At 69.4% G+C, this 15,406-nt stretch carries 15 protein-coding genes and 1 tRNA gene; 6 read left to right on the forward strand and 10 right to left on the reverse strand.

Annotated features, from left to right (window positions below; genetic code table 11):
• Positions 1-57: 57 nt before the first annotated feature.
• On the reverse strand, positions 58-1,269 hold the full coding sequence (fabV, locus tag QLQ86_RS16385; protein WP_282817674.1) for an enoyl-ACP reductase FabV: 1,212 nt from the start codon (positions 1,267-1,269) through the stop codon (positions 58-60).
• A gap of 197 nt (positions 1,270-1,466) precedes the next feature.
• Between fabV and QLQ86_RS16390 the strand changes: the two genes are divergently transcribed.
• A complete protein-coding gene (locus tag QLQ86_RS16390) occupies positions 1,467-1,853 on the forward strand; it encodes a DUF7079 family protein (RefSeq protein ID WP_282817675.1) in 387 nt (128 codons plus the stop codon).
• A 110-nt stretch (positions 1,854-1,963) separates the two neighbouring features.
• Here the strand turns inward: QLQ86_RS16390 and QLQ86_RS16395 are convergent, their stop codons facing one another.
• The 5 genes from QLQ86_RS16395 to QLQ86_RS16415 are packed head-to-tail and all read right to left on the reverse strand — an operon-like array spanning position 1,964 to position 7,036.
• Entirely contained in the window at positions 1,964-2,449 is a 486-nt protein-coding gene (locus QLQ86_RS16395) for a glutathione peroxidase (RefSeq protein WP_282736433.1), read from the reverse strand.
• A gap of 45 nt (positions 2,450-2,494) precedes the next feature.
• On the reverse strand, positions 2,495-4,627 hold the full coding sequence (locus QLQ86_RS16400) for a transglutaminase family protein (protein WP_282736432.1): 2,133 nt from the start codon (positions 4,625-4,627) through the stop codon (positions 2,495-2,497).
• Positions 4,624-5,580 (reverse strand): DUF58 domain-containing protein, encoded by a 957-nt coding sequence (locus QLQ86_RS16405; protein WP_282817676.1) that lies wholly within the window; start codon positions 5,578-5,580, stop codon positions 4,624-4,626. Before QLQ86_RS16405 ends, QLQ86_RS16400 begins: the two co-directional genes overlap by 4 nt.
• Complete coding sequence (locus QLQ86_RS16410; RefSeq protein ID WP_282736430.1) at positions 5,577-6,503, reverse strand: AAA family ATPase; 927 nt, start codon at positions 6,501-6,503, stop codon at positions 5,577-5,579. The genes QLQ86_RS16405 and QLQ86_RS16410 overlap by 4 nt, the downstream gene beginning before the upstream one ends.
• Entirely contained in the window at positions 6,500-7,036 is a 537-nt protein-coding gene (locus QLQ86_RS16415) for an NUDIX hydrolase (protein WP_282736429.1), read from the reverse strand. The genes QLQ86_RS16410 and QLQ86_RS16415 overlap by 4 nt, the downstream gene beginning before the upstream one ends.
• A 121-nt stretch (positions 7,037-7,157) precedes the next feature.
• On the opposite strand from QLQ86_RS16415, the gene QLQ86_RS16420 reads away from it, so the two are divergent.
• Complete coding sequence (locus tag QLQ86_RS16420) at positions 7,158-8,810, forward strand: acyl-CoA dehydrogenase family protein (protein ID WP_282817677.1); 1,653 nt, start codon at positions 7,158-7,160, stop codon at positions 8,808-8,810.
• On the opposite strand, the gene QLQ86_RS16425 is transcribed toward QLQ86_RS16420, so the two are convergent.
• From QLQ86_RS16425 to rnk, 3 genes are all read right to left on the reverse strand, one after another.
• A complete protein-coding gene (locus QLQ86_RS16425; RefSeq protein ID WP_282817678.1) occupies positions 8,750-9,982 on the reverse strand; it encodes an EAL domain-containing response regulator in 1,233 nt (410 codons plus the stop codon). The genes QLQ86_RS16420 and QLQ86_RS16425 overlap by 61 nt on opposite strands.
• Before the next feature lie 93 nt (positions 9,983-10,075).
• Positions 10,076-10,693 carry a LysE family translocator gene (locus tag QLQ86_RS16430; protein ID WP_282817679.1) on the reverse strand — a complete coding sequence of 206 codons (618 nt, stop codon included), beginning with the start codon at positions 10,691-10,693 and terminating at the stop codon, positions 10,076-10,078.
• Between the two features lie 33 nt (positions 10,694-10,726).
• Positions 10,727-11,140, reverse strand: a complete 414-nt coding sequence (gene rnk, locus QLQ86_RS16435) for a nucleoside diphosphate kinase regulator (RefSeq protein ID WP_282736425.1) — start codon at positions 11,138-11,140, stop codon at positions 10,727-10,729.
• Positions 11,141-11,339: 199 nt separating this feature from the next.
• Between rnk and QLQ86_RS16440 the strand changes: the two genes are divergently transcribed.
• From QLQ86_RS16440 to QLQ86_RS16455, 4 genes are all read left to right on the forward strand, one after another.
• A complete protein-coding gene (locus tag QLQ86_RS16440; protein ID WP_166644645.1) occupies positions 11,340-11,498 on the forward strand; it encodes a hypothetical protein in 159 nt (52 codons plus the stop codon).
• Entirely contained in the window at positions 11,488-12,102 is a 615-nt protein-coding gene (locus QLQ86_RS16445) for an exopolysaccharide biosynthesis protein (RefSeq protein WP_282817680.1), read from the forward strand. Before QLQ86_RS16440 ends, QLQ86_RS16445 begins: the two co-directional genes overlap by 11 nt.
• A 34-nt stretch (positions 12,103-12,136) precedes the next feature.
• The gene (locus tag QLQ86_RS16450; protein WP_282817681.1) at positions 12,137-12,949 is read left to right on the forward strand and encodes a DUF1206 domain-containing protein; all 813 of its coding nucleotides are present in this window, start codon (positions 12,137-12,139) and stop codon (positions 12,947-12,949) included.
• 1,264 nt (positions 12,950-14,213) lie between these two features.
• Positions 14,214-14,951: a Crp/Fnr family transcriptional regulator gene (locus QLQ86_RS16455; RefSeq protein ID WP_282817682.1), complete on the forward strand. Its 738-nt coding sequence runs from the start codon at positions 14,214-14,216 to the stop codon at positions 14,949-14,951.
• A gap of 277 nt (positions 14,952-15,228) precedes the next feature.
• Here QLQ86_RS16455 and QLQ86_RS16460 read toward each other — a convergent pair.
• Positions 15,229-15,315: transfer RNA gene (locus QLQ86_RS16460), tRNA-Leu, on the reverse strand.
• Positions 15,316-15,406: the final 91 nt, after the last annotated feature.

A 15,406-nucleotide genomic window follows, 5' to 3' on the forward strand; every position in this document is an offset into this window, starting at 1 on the left:
CCACTGGCTGGGATCTGCATCCTGCACCCCCTGGGTCGTTGCCGGAAACGCGGGGGCCTACAAGTTCACGACATCGAAGTCCGCCACCGGGTTCACATCGGCGTCGTAGTCCACGTCGTCGCGCTCGAAGCCGAACAGCTTCAGGAACTCGTGCTTGTACCCAGCGTAGTCGGTGATCTCGAAGAGGTTCTCGGTGGTCACCTTTGGCCACAGCGCCTTGCAGGCCTGCTGGACGTCATCGCGCAGTTCCCAGTCGTCCAGGCGCAGACGACCGGCCTCGTCGGTCTCGGCGCTGCCACCGTAGAGGCGCTCGCCGAACAGGCGGTTGAGCTGGTCGATGGTGCCTTCGTGCAGGCCCTTCTCCTTCATCACCTGGTAGACCATGGCGATGTAGAGCGGCATCACGGGGATGGCCGCGCTGGCCTGGGTTACCACCGACTTGAGCACCGCCACGTTGGCGCCGCCGCCGGTGGCCGAGAGGCGCTTGTCGATCTCGCCGGCGGCGCGGTCCAGGTCCTCCTTGGCCTTGCCCAGGGCGCCGTGCCAGTAGATCGGCCAGGTGATCTCGGTGCCGATGTAGCTGAAGGCCACGCTGCGCGCCCCCGGCGCCAGCACGCCGGCGCGATCGAGGGCATCGATCCATAGCTCCCAGTCCTCGCCACCCATCACCGCCCTGGTGTCCTCGATCTCCTGCTCGGTGGCGGGCTCCACCTCGGCCTCGATGATGGCATCCTTGTTGGTGTCGATGGCGGTGGCGCGGTAGGTCTCGCCGATCGGCTTGAGGCTGGAGCGCTTGAGCTCGCCGGAGTCCGGCAGCTTGCGCACCGGCGAGGCCAGCGAGTAGACCACCAGGTCGACCTGGCCCAGGTCCTGCTGGATCAGCTCGATGGCCTTCTCGCGAGCCTCGTGGGAGAAGGCGTCGCCGTTGATCGACTTGCTGTAGAGCCCCTCGGCCTTGGCGAAGCGATCGAAGGCGGCGCTGTTGTACCAGCCGGCGGTGCCTGGCTTCTTCTCGGTGCCGGGCTTCTCGAAGAACACGCCCAGGGTGTCGGCGCCATAGCCGAAGGCGGCGGTGATGCGCGCCGCCAGGCCATAGCCGCTGGAGGCACCGATCACCAGCACCTTCTTCGGCCGCTGCTCCTCGTCACCCAGGGCCTTGTCGAGGCGGCGGGCACGGGTCGCCTCGATCTGCTCGAGCACGTTCTTCTCGCAGCCGACGGGGTGGGTGGTGGTGCAGATGAAACCGCGTACCTTGGGCTTGATGATCACGTCAGACCTCGTTGTTGTCCGGCGGACGGGGCAACCGCTCCCGTCCGCATGGGGGAATGATTGCGCCGGATGGCTGGATCGAAGGGGCAATGGGCGACATTCTAGCGGCCCCGACGGCGGCTGTCCGCCCTTGAGGCCACCGCATGGCTGGTGCAGGATGCTCGTCCCGGGGCAACGCGTGTGACAGGAGGGTAGCGATGGATGCACAGACGCTGGTCGACGAGCGCGGCGAGCTGTGGCTGGCACTGGCGCCGCTTTGGCTGGAGCGCGAACCCCGCGAGACCGACTACGCGCGCATGGTCGCGGTCATCCAGCGCCACGACCTGACCGTGCGCGAGCTGGAGTGGGTCTTCCGCCTGGAGCTTGCCCCGGTGCTCGCGCGCCACCAGATGTCGGTGGCCGGCGAGTGGCGCTCGTTCGACGACTACAAGCTGATGAAGCAGCTGGTGGCCCACAACCTGAGGCTCAACGGCTGGCGGCGCAAGAGCTGGGCGCTGTTCTCGGGGCTGACCACCATGATGACCCGGCATCGCTGGAACGAGCTGATGGGACGGGTGATGGTCGAGCGCGGCGAGATGCCCTGACTCGACCATAGGGCTGGAACGAGCTGATGGGACGGGTGCTGGTCGAACGCGGCGAGATGCCCTGACCACGCCCCGTAAGGATCCGGCTCGGCCACAGGCCTGGAGGTCCCTCAGGGCTCGTCCAGGGCCTTCTCCAGCGCCTCGCGCAGCTCCACCTCGCCATCGCGGGGAGAGAACCGACGAATGACCCGACCATCCCGGCCGACCAGGAACTTGGTGAAGTTCCACTTGATCATGCCGGTCCCCAGCACCCCCGGCGCCTGGCGCTTGAGCTCGACGAACAGCGGGTGGGCGCCGCTGCCGTTGACCCTGACCTTCTCCAGCAGCGGGAAGGAGACCCCGTACTCGTGCTCGGCGAAACGACAGAAGTCCAGCGCCGATTCCGGCGACTGACGGGCGAACTGGTTGCAGGGAAAGCCCAGTACGGTGAAGCCCCGGTCGCGATAGCGGCAGTAGAGGTGCTCGAGGTCACGCAGCTGGGAGGTGAAGCCGCACTGGCTGGCGACATTGACGATCAGCAGCACCTGGCCACGCAGGGCGCGGAGGTTGAAGGGCTCGCCGCTCTGGGTGCGGCATTCGTGGTCATGGATGGACATGGATCGGGCTCGCTCTCTGACCCTCTACGATGACATGCCGGCCCCTCACGCGCCAGCCCCGCTCGGGCCACGCCGCTGCCTCGGCAGGCGGCGGCGCACCTCGGCTACCCGGTGCGACAGCCGCCGCCGACGCTGGCGACGCTCGGCCTCCTCGAGGGGCGCATAGGCCAGCCGCTCGAGGTCCCGGGCACACTCCTCGAGCGCCCGCCCCGCCGGCCCGGCCTGGGGCGCGATGCGCCGCAGGTGGGCGGCGGGAGATTCACCGGCGTGGGCCGCCAGGCCGTGCCGGGCCAGCCAGGCCTGCAGGCTGCCCACCAGCCATCGCTCGTCACGCTGGCGCCGGTGATGCTGCCAGCCCCGACGCGCCAGCAGGACAAGGCCCGCCGCAACGACCAGCATTGCCATCAGGCCCAGCGCGGTGGTCATGGCTCCCCGGCCGGGCAGCAATGCATCGAGCCGGGCCCAGACCTCGCGCCACCAGCCGACCAGCTGCGCCATCAGGGAGCGGCGCGACTCGCGCTGATAGCCGATCACGCCGCGCTGCCAGCGGTACTCGAGACGTTCCCACTCCAGGCGCAGGTGATTCACCCAGCCCACCTCGCGCATGCGCAGGGGGGAGAAGCGGGCATCCGCCAGGAAGGTCTCGGCGCCGCCATCGACCGCCTGGGGGCCCTGCTCGATGCGCTCCGGGGCGATGACCGCGGTGGGATCCAGGCGCCGCCAGGCACCCTCGCGCCACACCTCCACCCAGGCGTGGGCATCGTAGTCACGGATCGTGAAGTGGCCATCCGGATGCCGCTCGCCGCCCAGGAACCCCGCCACCACCCGCGCCGGGATGCCGGCCATGCGCGCCATCACGGCGGCCGCCGAGGCGTAGTAGGTACAGTAGCCGGCCTGGCTGTCGAACAGGAAGTCATCGACGCGGTGCTCACCGACCAGCCGGGGCGGCGAGAGCGTATAGCGATAGGGGGCCTCGCCGAAGCGCGCCATCATCGCCTCGAGATAGGCGTCCGGGTCGCCGCCGCTCTCCCGCCACAAGCGCTCCGCCAGGGTACGGGTACGGGGGTTGGTGTCGTCGGGCAGCAGGCGGTGCCACCGCTCCCCGGCGGGGTCCGGATTGACGGGCGGCGCCCCGCTGCTGGACAGCCTCAGCAGGCTGCGCGAGCTCAGCGGTGTCAGTCCCTCCAGGGTACCGTCGGCCAGGTAGCGCTGGCGGCTGTCGCTTTCCAGCGGCGTGCCCAGCGAGGGCCGCCAGGGTCGGCTGTCGGGCTCCAGCAGCAGCTCGGCACTGAAGCGCGCGCCATCCTGGGCCTGCCAGGGGGAGCGGGAGCCCTCACGAACGAAGGCATCGCCCGGGCGCTCCAGGGCGACGGCCAGCTGGTCGGGCGTGGCCCGCGACCAGCGGATGCCATCGAAGTGCGACAGGGTGTAAACCCGCCAGTAGCGCTCGTCGGGGGCCGGTTCGCGCCCTTCGAAGCGGGCCCGGAAGGCCCGCGCATCGCTGCGCGACAGCTCGGCGATGTCGCCCGGGGAGATCTCGTCGGTCAGGCCGGTGGAGGCCCGATCCATCTGGGGCATGCTCCACAGCGGCCCCAGGCGCGGGAAGGCGACGAACAGCACCGCCATCAGCGGCGCCGAGAGCGCCAGCAGCCAGGCCGTCTCCCGCCAGGCCTGGCGAAGGCCGGTGGCACCGGAGAGCCAGACCAGCGACTGCAGCAGCCAGGCCACCGCCAGCAGGGCCCCCGCGGCCATGGGAATCCCCTGGTCATGCAGGAAGGCCACGGCCGTGGTCACCAGGCCGATCACCACCACCACCCGGGCATCGCGCCGGTCATGGGTCTCGAGCAGCTTGAGCAGGTAGACGCCGAGCAGCAGGCCGACCAGCCCGTCCATGGTGCCCAGGGTGCCGAACTGCAGCCACAGCGCCAGTACCAGCCCGCCCACGGCGGCCAGCCGCAGCAGGATGCCGGCACGAGGCAGGCGGCGGCGCAGCTGCACGAGCCGATAGCCGGCCACCGCCAGGGCCAGTGCCACCAGCCAGGCCGGCATCCAGGCCAGGTGCAGGGCCAGCACCATGCACTGGCCGATGAACAGCTGGCGCAGCATGCCCCCGCTCAGCCCCCGGCCATCCGCCAGCACGGCCGGCGCCGCCAGCCTGGCGGGGCGCGGGGCGCTCACGCCATCCCTCCGGAGCGGGGGGCCGGGAAGCGCGCCAGGGCATCCAGCGCCCGACGCCGCTGGGCCTCCCCCTCGCCCTGGGCCAGGGTGAGGCCCGGCAGCCTGAGGCCATAGCGGTCGCCGGCACGGTGGTGGGCCAGCACCCTGGCGCAGAGCACCGAGAGCCGCCGCTCCGGGTCGCCGCGACAGGTGGCGTAGTCCAGCCACAGCTGCTGGCGCGGTGGCACACTGAACGCCTTGGTGGCGAGCACGCCGGTGCGGCTCCACTGCTTCCAGGCCACCCGCCCGGGGCTGTCGCCGGGCTGGAAGCGGCGCAGCCCCGCGAAGTCGCTGGCCTCCAGGCCCGCCCCGCCATGGCGCACGACCGGCGCGTCCTCTTCCTCCGGTCGCGGCCAGACCAGCAGCTCGGCATCGTGGCGGACCCAGGCCACCACCCGGACCAGCCCCAGCGGCCAGCGGGTCTCGAGGCGCAACCAGGGTAGCGCCTTGACACCCCGCCGGAGCGTCGGCAGGGCCAGCTCGGCCTCGCCGAGGCCATCGACGATGTCCACCCGCCCCCGGGCACCATCGCAGTAAAGCTCGAGGGCCGTGCGGTCGCGGCGCGCCCTCAGCACCACCCCCAGGCGCGCCTCGCCGCCGGCGAAGGCCTCACGGGGCAGGCGCAGCCCCGGGATGACGCCGAGCAGGTTGAGCCAGCCACGCAGCAGCACCACCACGCCGACGCTGAACAGCCAGAAGGCCAGCCCGTAGGCCAGGCTGTTCTGGTAGTTGATGCCAAAAAGCAGCAGCACCACCACCAGCACCGCCCAGCCCAGGCCGAAGCGGGTGGGAATCAGGAACAGCCGGCGTTGGGGCAGAGGGTGTTCAAGCGACGCGGCCAGGCGACGCAGCCACCAGTGGCGCAACCGCCCGGGAAGGCGGGGGCGAGTCGCCGCCGCGGTGGCCACGCTCACCCCATCACCGCCACGCGAGTCAGCAGGTGGCGGGCCAGCGCCTCGCCCTCCTCCCGGGACCCGCTGCTCAGCCGATGGCCCGTCACCGGGACCCAGACCGCCTGGACGTCCTCCGGCAGCACATGGTCACGGCCCTCGAGCAGTGCCCAGCCCCGGGCCGCCTGCAGCAGGGCCAGCACGCCCCGGGTGGAGAGCCCCCAGGCCAGCTCTGGATGCTCGCGACTGGCCGCGGCCAGGGCCTGGACGTAGTCGAGGAGAGCGTCGGCCACATGGACCTCGTCCAGCCGCGCCTGCCAGCCGCGCAGGCGCTCGGCGTCGAGCAGCGGCATCAGGGCCTCGAGTTTCACTCGCCCGGCCCGGCCACGCAGGATCTCGCGCTCGGCCCGGGGGTCCGGGTAGCCCAGCGAGAGGCGCATCAGGAAGCGGTCGAGCTGCGACTCCGGCAAGGGGAAGGTCCCCGCCTGCTCCTGGGGGTTCTGGGTGGCAATCACGAAGAAGGGCTCGGGCAGCGCCCGGGTCTCGCCCTCCACGGTGACCCGCCCTTCCTCCATCGCCTCGAGCAGCGCGCTCTGGGTCTTGGGGGTGGCCCGGTTGATCTCGTCGGCCAGCACCAGGCCATGGAAGACCGGCCCGGGATGGAAGCGGAAGCGCGCCTCCCGCGGGTCGAAAACCGAGACCCCCAGCACGTCGGCGGGCAGCAGGTCGCTGGTGAACTGCAGGCGCTGCATGTCCAGGCCGGCGACCCGCGCCAGCGCCTGGGCCAGGGTGGTCTTGCCGAGTCCCGGCAGGTCCTCGATCAGCAGGTGGCCGCGGGCCAGCAGGCAGCAGAGCGCCAGGCGCACCTCCCGCGACTTGCCGAGCACCACCCCCTCCAGGGCGGCAAGCACCGCCTCCAGGTCGAAGAGTCGCTCCGGTCGGTTCATCGCCCCCCCTCCAGCTCGCCGCAGGCCAGCAGGGCCTCCACCGCCTGGCGGGTATCCGGGGTGACCTCCTCCAGGGCCAGGGCCTCGCCAGGCGGCAGCCAGAAGGCCTCGGCCACTTCCTCGGCCTGCAGCGTCAGCGGGCCGTCGTGGTCGACCAGGAAGAGGCTGCCGAAGATGTGATTGCCGCCCGCATCATGGACGAACTCGCCCAGGTGGCGCAGCGGCGAGCGCTGGATGCCGAGCTCCTCGGCGAGCTCGCGACGGGCTGCCACGTGGACCGCCTCGCCTGCCCCCACCACGCCCCCGGCGGCGAGGTCCAGACCGCCCGGGAAGACCTCCTTGGTCAGGGTACGACGCTGCACGCAGAGCTCGCCGCGGCGGTTGCGCACCACCACATAGGTGGCCCGGTGCCAGAACCGAAAGCGGCGCATGGCGGCCCGGGGGGCGCTGCCGCAGGGGCGATTGCGCGCATCCACCAGCTGGATCTGCTCGTCGGCGATATGCGGTTCGGGCAGGGAAGCATCGACGGTCATGGGGGACTCCCGGGGAAATGCCTTCAGCCTACCCAGTCACGGCAGCAGCGTCACGCCGCGCGTTGACCGCTTCCGAGGCGACGGCCATGCTCATGACAGGCCTCTACCGCGGAGCCCGACCATGCCCGACCCCGCTCCCCGCACCCGGCTGGCCACCCACGAGGTGACCAACCAGCCCTCGCCACCCACCGACCGCGACCTGCTCGCCGGGGATGTCCCGCTGCAGGAGGCCCTGGCCCGGGAAGCCCCGGAGTGGGTCGCCAGGCGCCTCGCCCCCCTGGGGCGCGAGGCCGGAAGCGCCCGGGTCCAGGCCCTCGGGGAGGCGGCCAACCGCCACCCGCCCGAACTGCGCCTCTTCGACCGTCACGGCCGGCGCCTAGACGAGGTGGCCTACCACCCCGCCTACCACGAGCTGATGCAGCTGGCCATCGACCATGGCTGGCACGCGGTGGCCTGGCAGGAGGAGGGAGGCGGGGGCCACCAGGCCCATGTCGCCGCCCTCTACCTGCTGACCCAGGCGGAGCCCGGCTTCTGCTGCCCCGTCACCATGACCCATGCCGCGCTGCCAGTGCTGCGCCACACACCCGCCGTCGAGGCGCACTGGGCCCCGGGGCTGCTGGCCTGGGACTACGATCCGCGCGTGCTGCCCGCGGTCGAAAAGACCGGGTTGACCTTCGGCATGGCGATGACCGAGAAGCAGGGCGGCAGCGACGTGCGCGCCAATACCACCCGTGCCGAATGCTCGGCGGATGGCTGGCGGCTGACCGGCCACAAGTGGTTCTGCAGCGCCCCCATGTCCGATGCCTTCCTGACCCTGGCCCGCAGCGACGAGGGCCTCTCCTGCTTCCTGGTGCCGCGCGTCACCGCGGAGGGCGAGCGCAATGCCATCGAATTGCAGCGACTCAAGGAGAAGTGCGGCAACCGCGCCAATGCCTCGGCGGAGATCGAGTATCGCGGCGCCCGGGCCGAGCCGGTGGGCGAGCCCGGCCGCGGTATCGCCACCATCCTCGAGATGGTCCAGCAGACCCGGCTCGATGCCGCCACCGCCCCGGTGGGCATGATGCGCCAGGCCCTGGTGGAGGCCTGGCAGCATGTCCGTGAGCGCCACGCCTTCGGCCGGGCACTGGCCGAGCAGCCGCTGATGCGGGTGCTGCTGGCCGACATGGCCCTGGAAGTGGAAGCCGGCCTGGCGCTGGTGATGCGGACCGCCCGGGCCTTCGATGGTGCCGCCCGTGGGGACGCCCGGGAGCAGGCCCTGTCACGGCTGCTGCCGACCCTGGCCAAGTACTGGCACAACAAGCGCACGCCGGCCTTCATGGCCGAGGCCATGGAGTGCCTGGGCGGGATCGGCTATGTGGAGGAGGCGCCGCTGGCCAGGCTATATCGCGAGGCGCCGGTCAACTCGATCTGGGAGGGGTCGGGCAACGTGATCTGCCTCGACCTGCTGCGCGTGCTGGGTCGCCACCCGGAGTCGCTGGCGGCGCTGCAGGTCGAATTCGCCGCGGTCCGCGGCCAGCAGGCCGAACTCGACCATGCCCTTGCCCGGCTGGATGCCGAGCTGGCCGCCCCGCCCGCCTCGCTGGAACCGCGTGCCCGCTGGCTCGCCCAGCGGCTTGCCCAGTGCCTGCAGGCCGCCCTGCTGCTGCGCCATGCCCCCTCGGAGGTGGCAGAGACCTTCTGCCGCTCGCGGCTGGGTGACGAGGCCGGACCGGCCTATGGGGTGCTGCCCGGCGATGCGCCGCTGGCCGCCCTGCTGGCGCGCATCGGCGACTGAGTGCCGGCCAGCGCCAGGATGTCCGCGGCGGGCATGGGCCGGGCCAGGCCGAACCCCTGCACATGGGTACAGCCGTAGCGCTCCAGGCTGGCCAGGCAGGCGAGGTCCTCGACGCCCTCGGCCACCACCCGGATGCCCAGACGGCGCCCCAGCAGGGCCACCGCCTCGACGATGGCGGCATCCTGGGCATCCTCGAGCAGGCGGCTGACGAAGCTGCGATCGACCTTGAGCTCGCTGATCGGCAGCAGCTGCAGACGGGCCAGCGACGAGAAGCCCACCCCGAAGTCATCCACCGAGACCTCCAGCCCCCCCAGGTGCAGCCGTGCCGCCACCTCGCTGCCGAGCAGCTCGTCCTCCATGGCGGCGGTCTCGGTGATCTCCAGTACCACGGGGGCATCGCCCGCCGAACACCGCGCCTCGCTGACCAGGGAGAGCAGCTCCGGGCACATCAGGTCATCGGCGGTGACGTTGACCGACAGCGACAGGGAGAGGCCGGCCCGGCGCCAGCCGGCGGCATCCTCCAGCGCCAGCTGCAGCACGCGGCGGGTCAGGTGACGGTTCTGGTCGGGCGTCAGCAGCGGCAGGAAGCGACCGGGCACCAGCAGGCCCGCCTCGGGGTGGGCCCAGCGCACCAGCGCCTCGACGCCGCTGAGGCGACCGCTGGCGAGCTCGAACTGAGGCTGGTAGTGGAGAGTGATCTCCTGGCGAGCGAAGGCCCGGTCCAGCTCCTCGATACGACACGGGGGCATGGGGGCGGGAACGTCTCCCGGCGGAAGGACCGGCGCCAGGGCCTCGAGGCACTCGCGCAGCTCGATGAGCCGCATCGGCTTGTCGAGCGAGGCCAGCATCTGCAGTCCAAGGGCCTGACCGAGCCGCTCGGCGATGCGCACGATCTTGCGCTCGACCCCGCTGAGCAGCAGCACCCGGCCACGGTAGCCGCACTCGGCCAGCCGGCGCAGCATGGAGATGCCATCCTGCTGGCCGAATTCCAGGGCCATGATGACGAGCTGCGGGCGCCGCGCCATGACCTCGCCAATCAGGTGCTGGCCGTGCCGGCAGTAGCGGGACTCCATGCCCAGGGTGCGCAACTGCAGCGACAGGGTGGCGGCGGCATCGGGATCCTCCTCGAGCACCACCGCCAGCCGCTGGGCCTGCATCGTCAGATCATTCATCCGGGGGATTCCCACCAGGGCACTAAGCTTCAGCGTATCAGCAAAACGCCTGGGTCACCGGGACAGGAGCATGACACACATCAACGCAATGGCTCAGGCGATGGGCCCGACCACCACCCGCAGCGCCAGGGCCAGCAGCAGCACGCCGGTGATGCGGTTGAGCCAGTGGCCCCGGGCCTGCAGCCAGGGCAACACCCGCGAATGGGAGAGGCTCACCGCCACCAGCACGTACCAGCCACCATCGATGACCATCGCCGTGAGCACCACGATCGCCTTGGCCGCGAGGCTCATCTCGGGCGTCACGAACTGGCTGAGCAGGGCGATGAAGAAGAGGATCAGCTTGGGGTTGCCCAGCGCCACCAGCACGCCCTCACGCGCGGCCTGGCGACCGCTGGTAACCATGGCTGCGGCATCCAGGGCACCGGCCCGGCCGGCCCGCAGGGCCTTGATCCCCAGCCACGCCAGGTAGGCCGCCCCGCCCCAGGTGATCGCCTGGAACAGCAGCGGGAAGCGCACGATCAGCGCCCCCAGGCCCCACACCGTGAGCAGTGCATAGAAGCCCACGCCCAGGGCATGGGCGAGGGCCGCCGCGACCCCCGGCAGGCGCCCCCCACCGAGGGTATGGCGCAGCACCAGGGCCAGGCTGGGCCCGGGCGACATGGCGCCCATGGCGCAGACCGCGGCCAGCGAGAGCCAGAGCGAGAGGGGCATGCAGGGACCTCCAGTGTCGGGGTGGATCGGGGCTCAGCGGTGGAACTGGCCTTCCCGCTCGGGCTGCCAGAGGATGGCATCGATGCGCAGCCGTGCCTCGCGACCGCCCGGCAGGGGCCAGTCGATGGTATCGCCGATGCGCAGGCCGAGCAGGGCCGCGCCCACGGGCGCCATCACCGAGATGCCGTCCTCGGTGGTGGCCAGCGCATGGGGGTAGACCAGGGTGCGGATGATCTGCCGCTCGCGGGCCAGGTCGGTGAACTGCACCTGGCTGCACATGCTGACCACATCCTCGGGAATCTCCTCGGGGTCGACGACCTCGCCGCGCGCCAGCTCCTCTTCCAGGGAGCGGGCCACCGCCAGGTCCTTGTCGTCGGCCTCGTCGATGAGCCGCTGCAGCCGCTCGGCATCGAGCCGGTTGATGATGATGGGGGGACGCGTCGCCATGAGACCTCCTGGGCACCGTCAACGCTGATTGCACGTTTTCCGGGGTAACCAACGAAAACAGCCCTCCACCCGAGGACGGGCGAAGGACTGTGTTGCCACTACCTTACGCCATCCCGGGGCAAGGCGACAGTCCCGCGGGGCTGCAGAGCCCTCGCTCGCGACGCTACACTGTCGACACACCTCGACAGAGACGCTGCCCATGACGGTCCGGACCCTCGCCATCGCCCTGCTGATCCTCGGCGCCATCCTGCCCATCGTCGGTTGGTGGGCCTCCAGCCCCGTCGCCTTCGTGGGGCCGGCGCTGCTGCTGCTCGGCGTCCTGCTGCTCTGGACCGGGAGGCGGCATCATGGCCGGTGACGCCAGCGACGCTCCCGAGCAGGTGCCCCCGGCCGACCTGGCCGGCGTGCTGGAGAGGGTCCAGCAGGCCGGCCGGCGCCAGGAGAGCGTCAGCCTCGGCGCCATCCTCGACAGCGTGGGCCGGCGCTCCTTCGCCCCCTTCCTGCTGGTCGCCGGACTGGTCACCCTGGCGCCGCTGGTCGGCGACATTCCCGGGGTGCCGACCCTGATGGCCATCCTGGTGGTGATCTCCTCCGTCCAGCTGCTGGTCGGCCGGGACCACATCTGGCTGCCGGCCTGGCTGCTGGAACGCCGGGTCTCGCGGGCGCGCTTCGCGAAGGCCACCCGCTGGATGGAGCGCCCGGCCCGCTGGGTCGACCGGTTGCTCAAGCAGCGGCTCGTGCGGCTCACGCGACCCCCGGCCCACCTCGCCGTGGCCCTGACCTGCCTGCTGATCGCCCTGGCCATGCCCCCCATGGAGGTGGTGCCCTTCACCGCCAACGGCGCCGGCCTGGCGCTGACGCTCTTCGCCCTGGCGCTGCTCGCCAACGACGGCCTGATGGCTCTGCTGGGCTACGCCCTGACCGGCGGCACCCTGGCGCTGGTGATCTTCAACCTGGCCTGAACGGCGACAGGTCCCCCCTCCCCCGGGAGCCGCCATGACAAGCCCCGAGACACGCCTCAAGCACGGCCTCGCCCTGGCGGCACGCGCCGGCTATGTCGCCAAGGGCATCGTCTACCTGCTGATCGGCGGCCTCGCCTCCCTGGCGGCGACCGGGCTGGGCGGGGAGAATGTCGGCTCCAAGGAGGCGATCAACCAACTGGTCGCCCGCCCCTTCGGCGACGTCATGCTGGGCCTGCTCGGGGCCGGGCTGTTCGCCTACGCCCTGTGGCGCCTGCTGCAGGTCCTGCTGGATACCGAGGAGGTGGGGCTTGGCCTCAAGGGGATCGGGACGCGGCTGGGCTTTCTCGTCAGCAGCCTCACCCACGGCAGCCTGGGGGTCTACTGCTTCGACGTGCTGCGCAACGTGGCGATGTCGTCGGAGGAGGCCGCCGCCCAGGATCGCACCGCCCTGCTGATGAGCCACCGGGGCGGCGTGATCCTGGTCTTCGCGGTCGGCCTGGTGTTCCTGGGCGTCGGCCTGCGCCAGCTGTGGCGGGCCATCACCCGCTCCTACCTCAAGAACTGGCATCGCCAGGAGATGACCACGGGCCAGCGTCGCTTCTTCGAGGGCATCACCCGCTGGGGCCTCTCGGCCCGCGGGGTGGTCTTCGTGATCATCGGGCTCTTCCTCTGCCTGGCGGCGTGGCGGACCGACCCCAGCCAGGCCCAAGGACTCGGCGGCGCGCTGAACGTGCTGGCCAGACAGCCCTTCGGCCCCTGGCTGCTGGGCGTAGTGGCCCTCGGCCTGTTCGGCTACGGCCTCTACTGCTTGATCAATGCCGGCTTCCGCGACACCAGCGTCGACTGAGCAAGCGAGATCTCGTGGCCATCGCGAAAAGGATGGCCAGGGGGACGAGACGCCCGGTGAGGCATGATGGAAGGGGCAGGAACGCGAACAGCCCGGCCCCGAGCAGCCCCCGGGCTCAGCGCCACCGCGAATAACGCCAGGCCCACGGAAACAAGGAGGATTTGCGCGCTAGGCGAATCCTGAGCGGTAATAGCCAAGAGCCAGGCTATCGTTCCAAGCGCTAGGGAAAAGATGGATTTCATGACACTTCCTGATTACGTATATGGGGTGGCTATCACGTCGGCCCGGGGAGATACTGGCATCACAAGAGCGCTCACGGGTTTAGTCCATGGTTCGCAATCCCATCCCGTTACAGCCCGGGCTTTCGTTGCCGGCGATTCTCGAACGGTATGGCACGGATGCGCAGTGCCGGCGGCCCTCCTAGACTTTGTCTGAAAAGTCGTCGAGCGAAGGTCAGACAAGGAAAAAATCGGCGAAAAGACGGAGTTTACGGGGTGTAAATGAGTACTTTGAGTCGATTTTTAACGCCGTATGGTCGAGCGCAGCCAGTTTTCAGACAGAGCCTAAAGCAGCGCTGGCAGAGGGGGTCGTGTGCCTAGACGGCGGCAACCCTTTGCCAGAGACTATTTTTCCCAGCGCATCAGAAGTCGCGTGCATCAATAGATTAATGACTCTGTCATGCAGCCGAGAGACTCAGTCAAGATAGGCAGCAATTTCGTTCATGCAAGACAGTTGAATCCGCGCCCGATCGCCCCAGAACTCCAGGACCTTGCCATCAAATGAAGTTGAATTAAATTTTTTGAATGAAATGGATTTATGCTTCGTAGTTTTCATGAGCATCACTCTTTATGGGGTTGCATTATCACGCCTGTAGCGTAGAGCAAGGCATCCTGTTCAGGCATTTCCTTTGCATCGCTCGCCCTGAGGATGAACCTTACGGCACGCACTCACTGTGCGCTGGCGAACGCAGCGTCACGAAACCGGCAACAGGTGAGGCTGCGGCCGGGATCTTTCAGCCTGGGGCCGGGCCAACCGTCGTGGATTCTTGCTCATGCCTTGGGCTCCTCTCCGGTGTCGTGGGGCAAGTCCACCGCCAGCGGCTTCCGGTCAAGGGGCGGGGATTGATGCAGCGTTTCCCAAACGCACATAGACATTGCGTGCTCCCACGCTAGAGTGAATAACGTGCTTCGTTTCTTGCGGGGGGGGGTTGGACGCTGACGCCCCGCCCGAGGAGCTTGCCCGCTACAAAGGAGCGTTGTCAGTCATGGTCCCACAACCAGATCCTCATCAGAATCACATGCTGGCGGCCCTGCCATTGGATGAATACCAGCGCCTGGAGCCTCTTCTCCAGCCGGTCGAGTTGAAGCTGGGGGAGTCGCTGGCCGAGTCGGGAGAGAAGATGCGCCATGTCTATTTCCCGACGGATGCCATCGTGTCGCTGCTCTGCGTCATGGATGATGGAGACTCGACAGAAATCGCCGTCGTCGGGGCCGAGGGTGTCGTCGGCATCTCGCTGTTCATGGGCGGCGAAACCACACCGAGCCGTGCCATCGTGCAGAGTGCCGGCCACGCCTATCGCCTCAAGGGGCCGGAGCTGAAGACCGAGTTCTATCGTGCGGGCCCCCTGCAGGACCTGCTGCTGCGTTACACCCAGGCACTGATCACCCAGATGGCACAGACCGCGGTATGCAACCGGCATCACAGCCTGGATCAGCAGCTCTGTCGCTGGCTGTTGCTGAGCCTGGATCGCTTGCCGACCAACGAGCTGCTCATGACCCAGGAGCTGATCGCCAACATGCTTGGCGTCCGTCGAGAGGGGGTCACCGAGTCGGCCGGCAAGCTGCAGAAGGCCGGCCTGATCTCCTACCATCGCGGACGCATCACTATTCTTGACAGGCCCGGTCTGGAAGAGCGCGTCTGTGAGTGTTACGAAGTCGTCAAGAGGGAGTACGACCGCCTGCTGAGCTACCGTCGCCCCCCACGGGATAGGGGGATCGGATAGCCCTGCCCTCAGGCCATCATCGAAGTGGACGCACGCAAGCGGCGGTGGTGTTACGACCGGGCGCCGCTCGTATCGTCGCGCAGCAGAAAGCCGGCAACGTCGCCAACGGCATGCAGGCCGGGCTGTAGTGAGGCGCTTCCCCTCAAGGGCAGATAGGGGACGGGCTTACTTGGGCATGGCCGCATACCAGCATCCTTACCAGCATTGGACATGTAACTGGGTGCTGGATCATGCCATGCAAAGCGACGAGGAAGGGAAGGTAACTGACTGTCCTGATTGGTACCGGCGGTCGGACTCGAACCGACAAGGGCTTGCACCCGGCGGATTTTGAATCCGCTGCGTCTACCAATTCCGCCACGCCGGCAACGCCGCAGGCATTATACGTGGGCACCGGGGCAGGTCAATCGGCCGGCTGACTTCCCTGCCGCGAGACGGTATCCTGTCGGGCTTTGCGC

The sequence above is a fragment of the Halomonas rhizosphaerae genome (assembly GCF_030012485.1).
Classification (GTDB): Bacteria; Pseudomonadota; Gammaproteobacteria; order Pseudomonadales; family Halomonadaceae; genus Halomonas; species Halomonas rhizosphaerae.

Bases quoted from the DNA above. Each gene is read 5' to 3' on its own strand.
- QLQ86_RS16440 (WP_166644645.1), top strand. From the start codon at position 11,340: ATGACGGTCCGGACCCTCGCCATCGCCCTGCTGATCCTCGGCGCCATC.
- QLQ86_RS16395 (WP_282736433.1), bottom strand. From the start codon at position 2,449: ATGTCCATCCATGACCACGAATGCCGCACCCAGAGCGGCGAGCCCTTC.
- QLQ86_RS16390 (WP_282817675.1), top strand. From the start codon at position 1,467: ATGGATGCACAGACGCTGGTCGACGAGCGCGGCGAGCTGTGGCTGGCA.
- QLQ86_RS16445 (WP_282817680.1), top strand. From the start codon at position 11,488: ATGGCCGGTGACGCCAGCGACGCTCCCGAGCAGGTGCCCCCGGCCGAC.
- QLQ86_RS16415 (WP_282736429.1), bottom strand. From the start codon at position 7,036: ATGACCGTCGATGCTTCCCTGCCCGAACCGCATATCGCCGACGAGCAG.
- QLQ86_RS16425 (WP_282817678.1), bottom strand. From the start codon at position 9,982: ATGAATGATCTGACGATGCAGGCCCAGCGGCTGGCGGTGGTGCTCGAG.
- QLQ86_RS16430 (WP_282817679.1), bottom strand. From the start codon at position 10,693: ATGCCCCTCTCGCTCTGGCTCTCGCTGGCCGCGGTCTGCGCCATGGGC.
- QLQ86_RS16410 (WP_282736430.1), bottom strand. From the start codon at position 6,503: ATGAACCGACCGGAGCGACTCTTCGACCTGGAGGCGGTGCTTGCCGCC.
- rnk (WP_282736425.1), bottom strand. From the start codon at position 11,140: ATGGCGACGCGTCCCCCCATCATCATCAACCGGCTCGATGCCGAGCGG.
- QLQ86_RS16450 (WP_282817681.1), top strand. From the start codon at position 12,137: ATGACAAGCCCCGAGACACGCCTCAAGCACGGCCTCGCCCTGGCGGCA.
- QLQ86_RS16455 (WP_282817682.1), top strand. From the start codon at position 14,214: ATGGTCCCACAACCAGATCCTCATCAGAATCACATGCTGGCGGCCCTG.
- QLQ86_RS16420 (WP_282817677.1), top strand. From the start codon at position 7,158: ATGCCCGACCCCGCTCCCCGCACCCGGCTGGCCACCCACGAGGTGACC.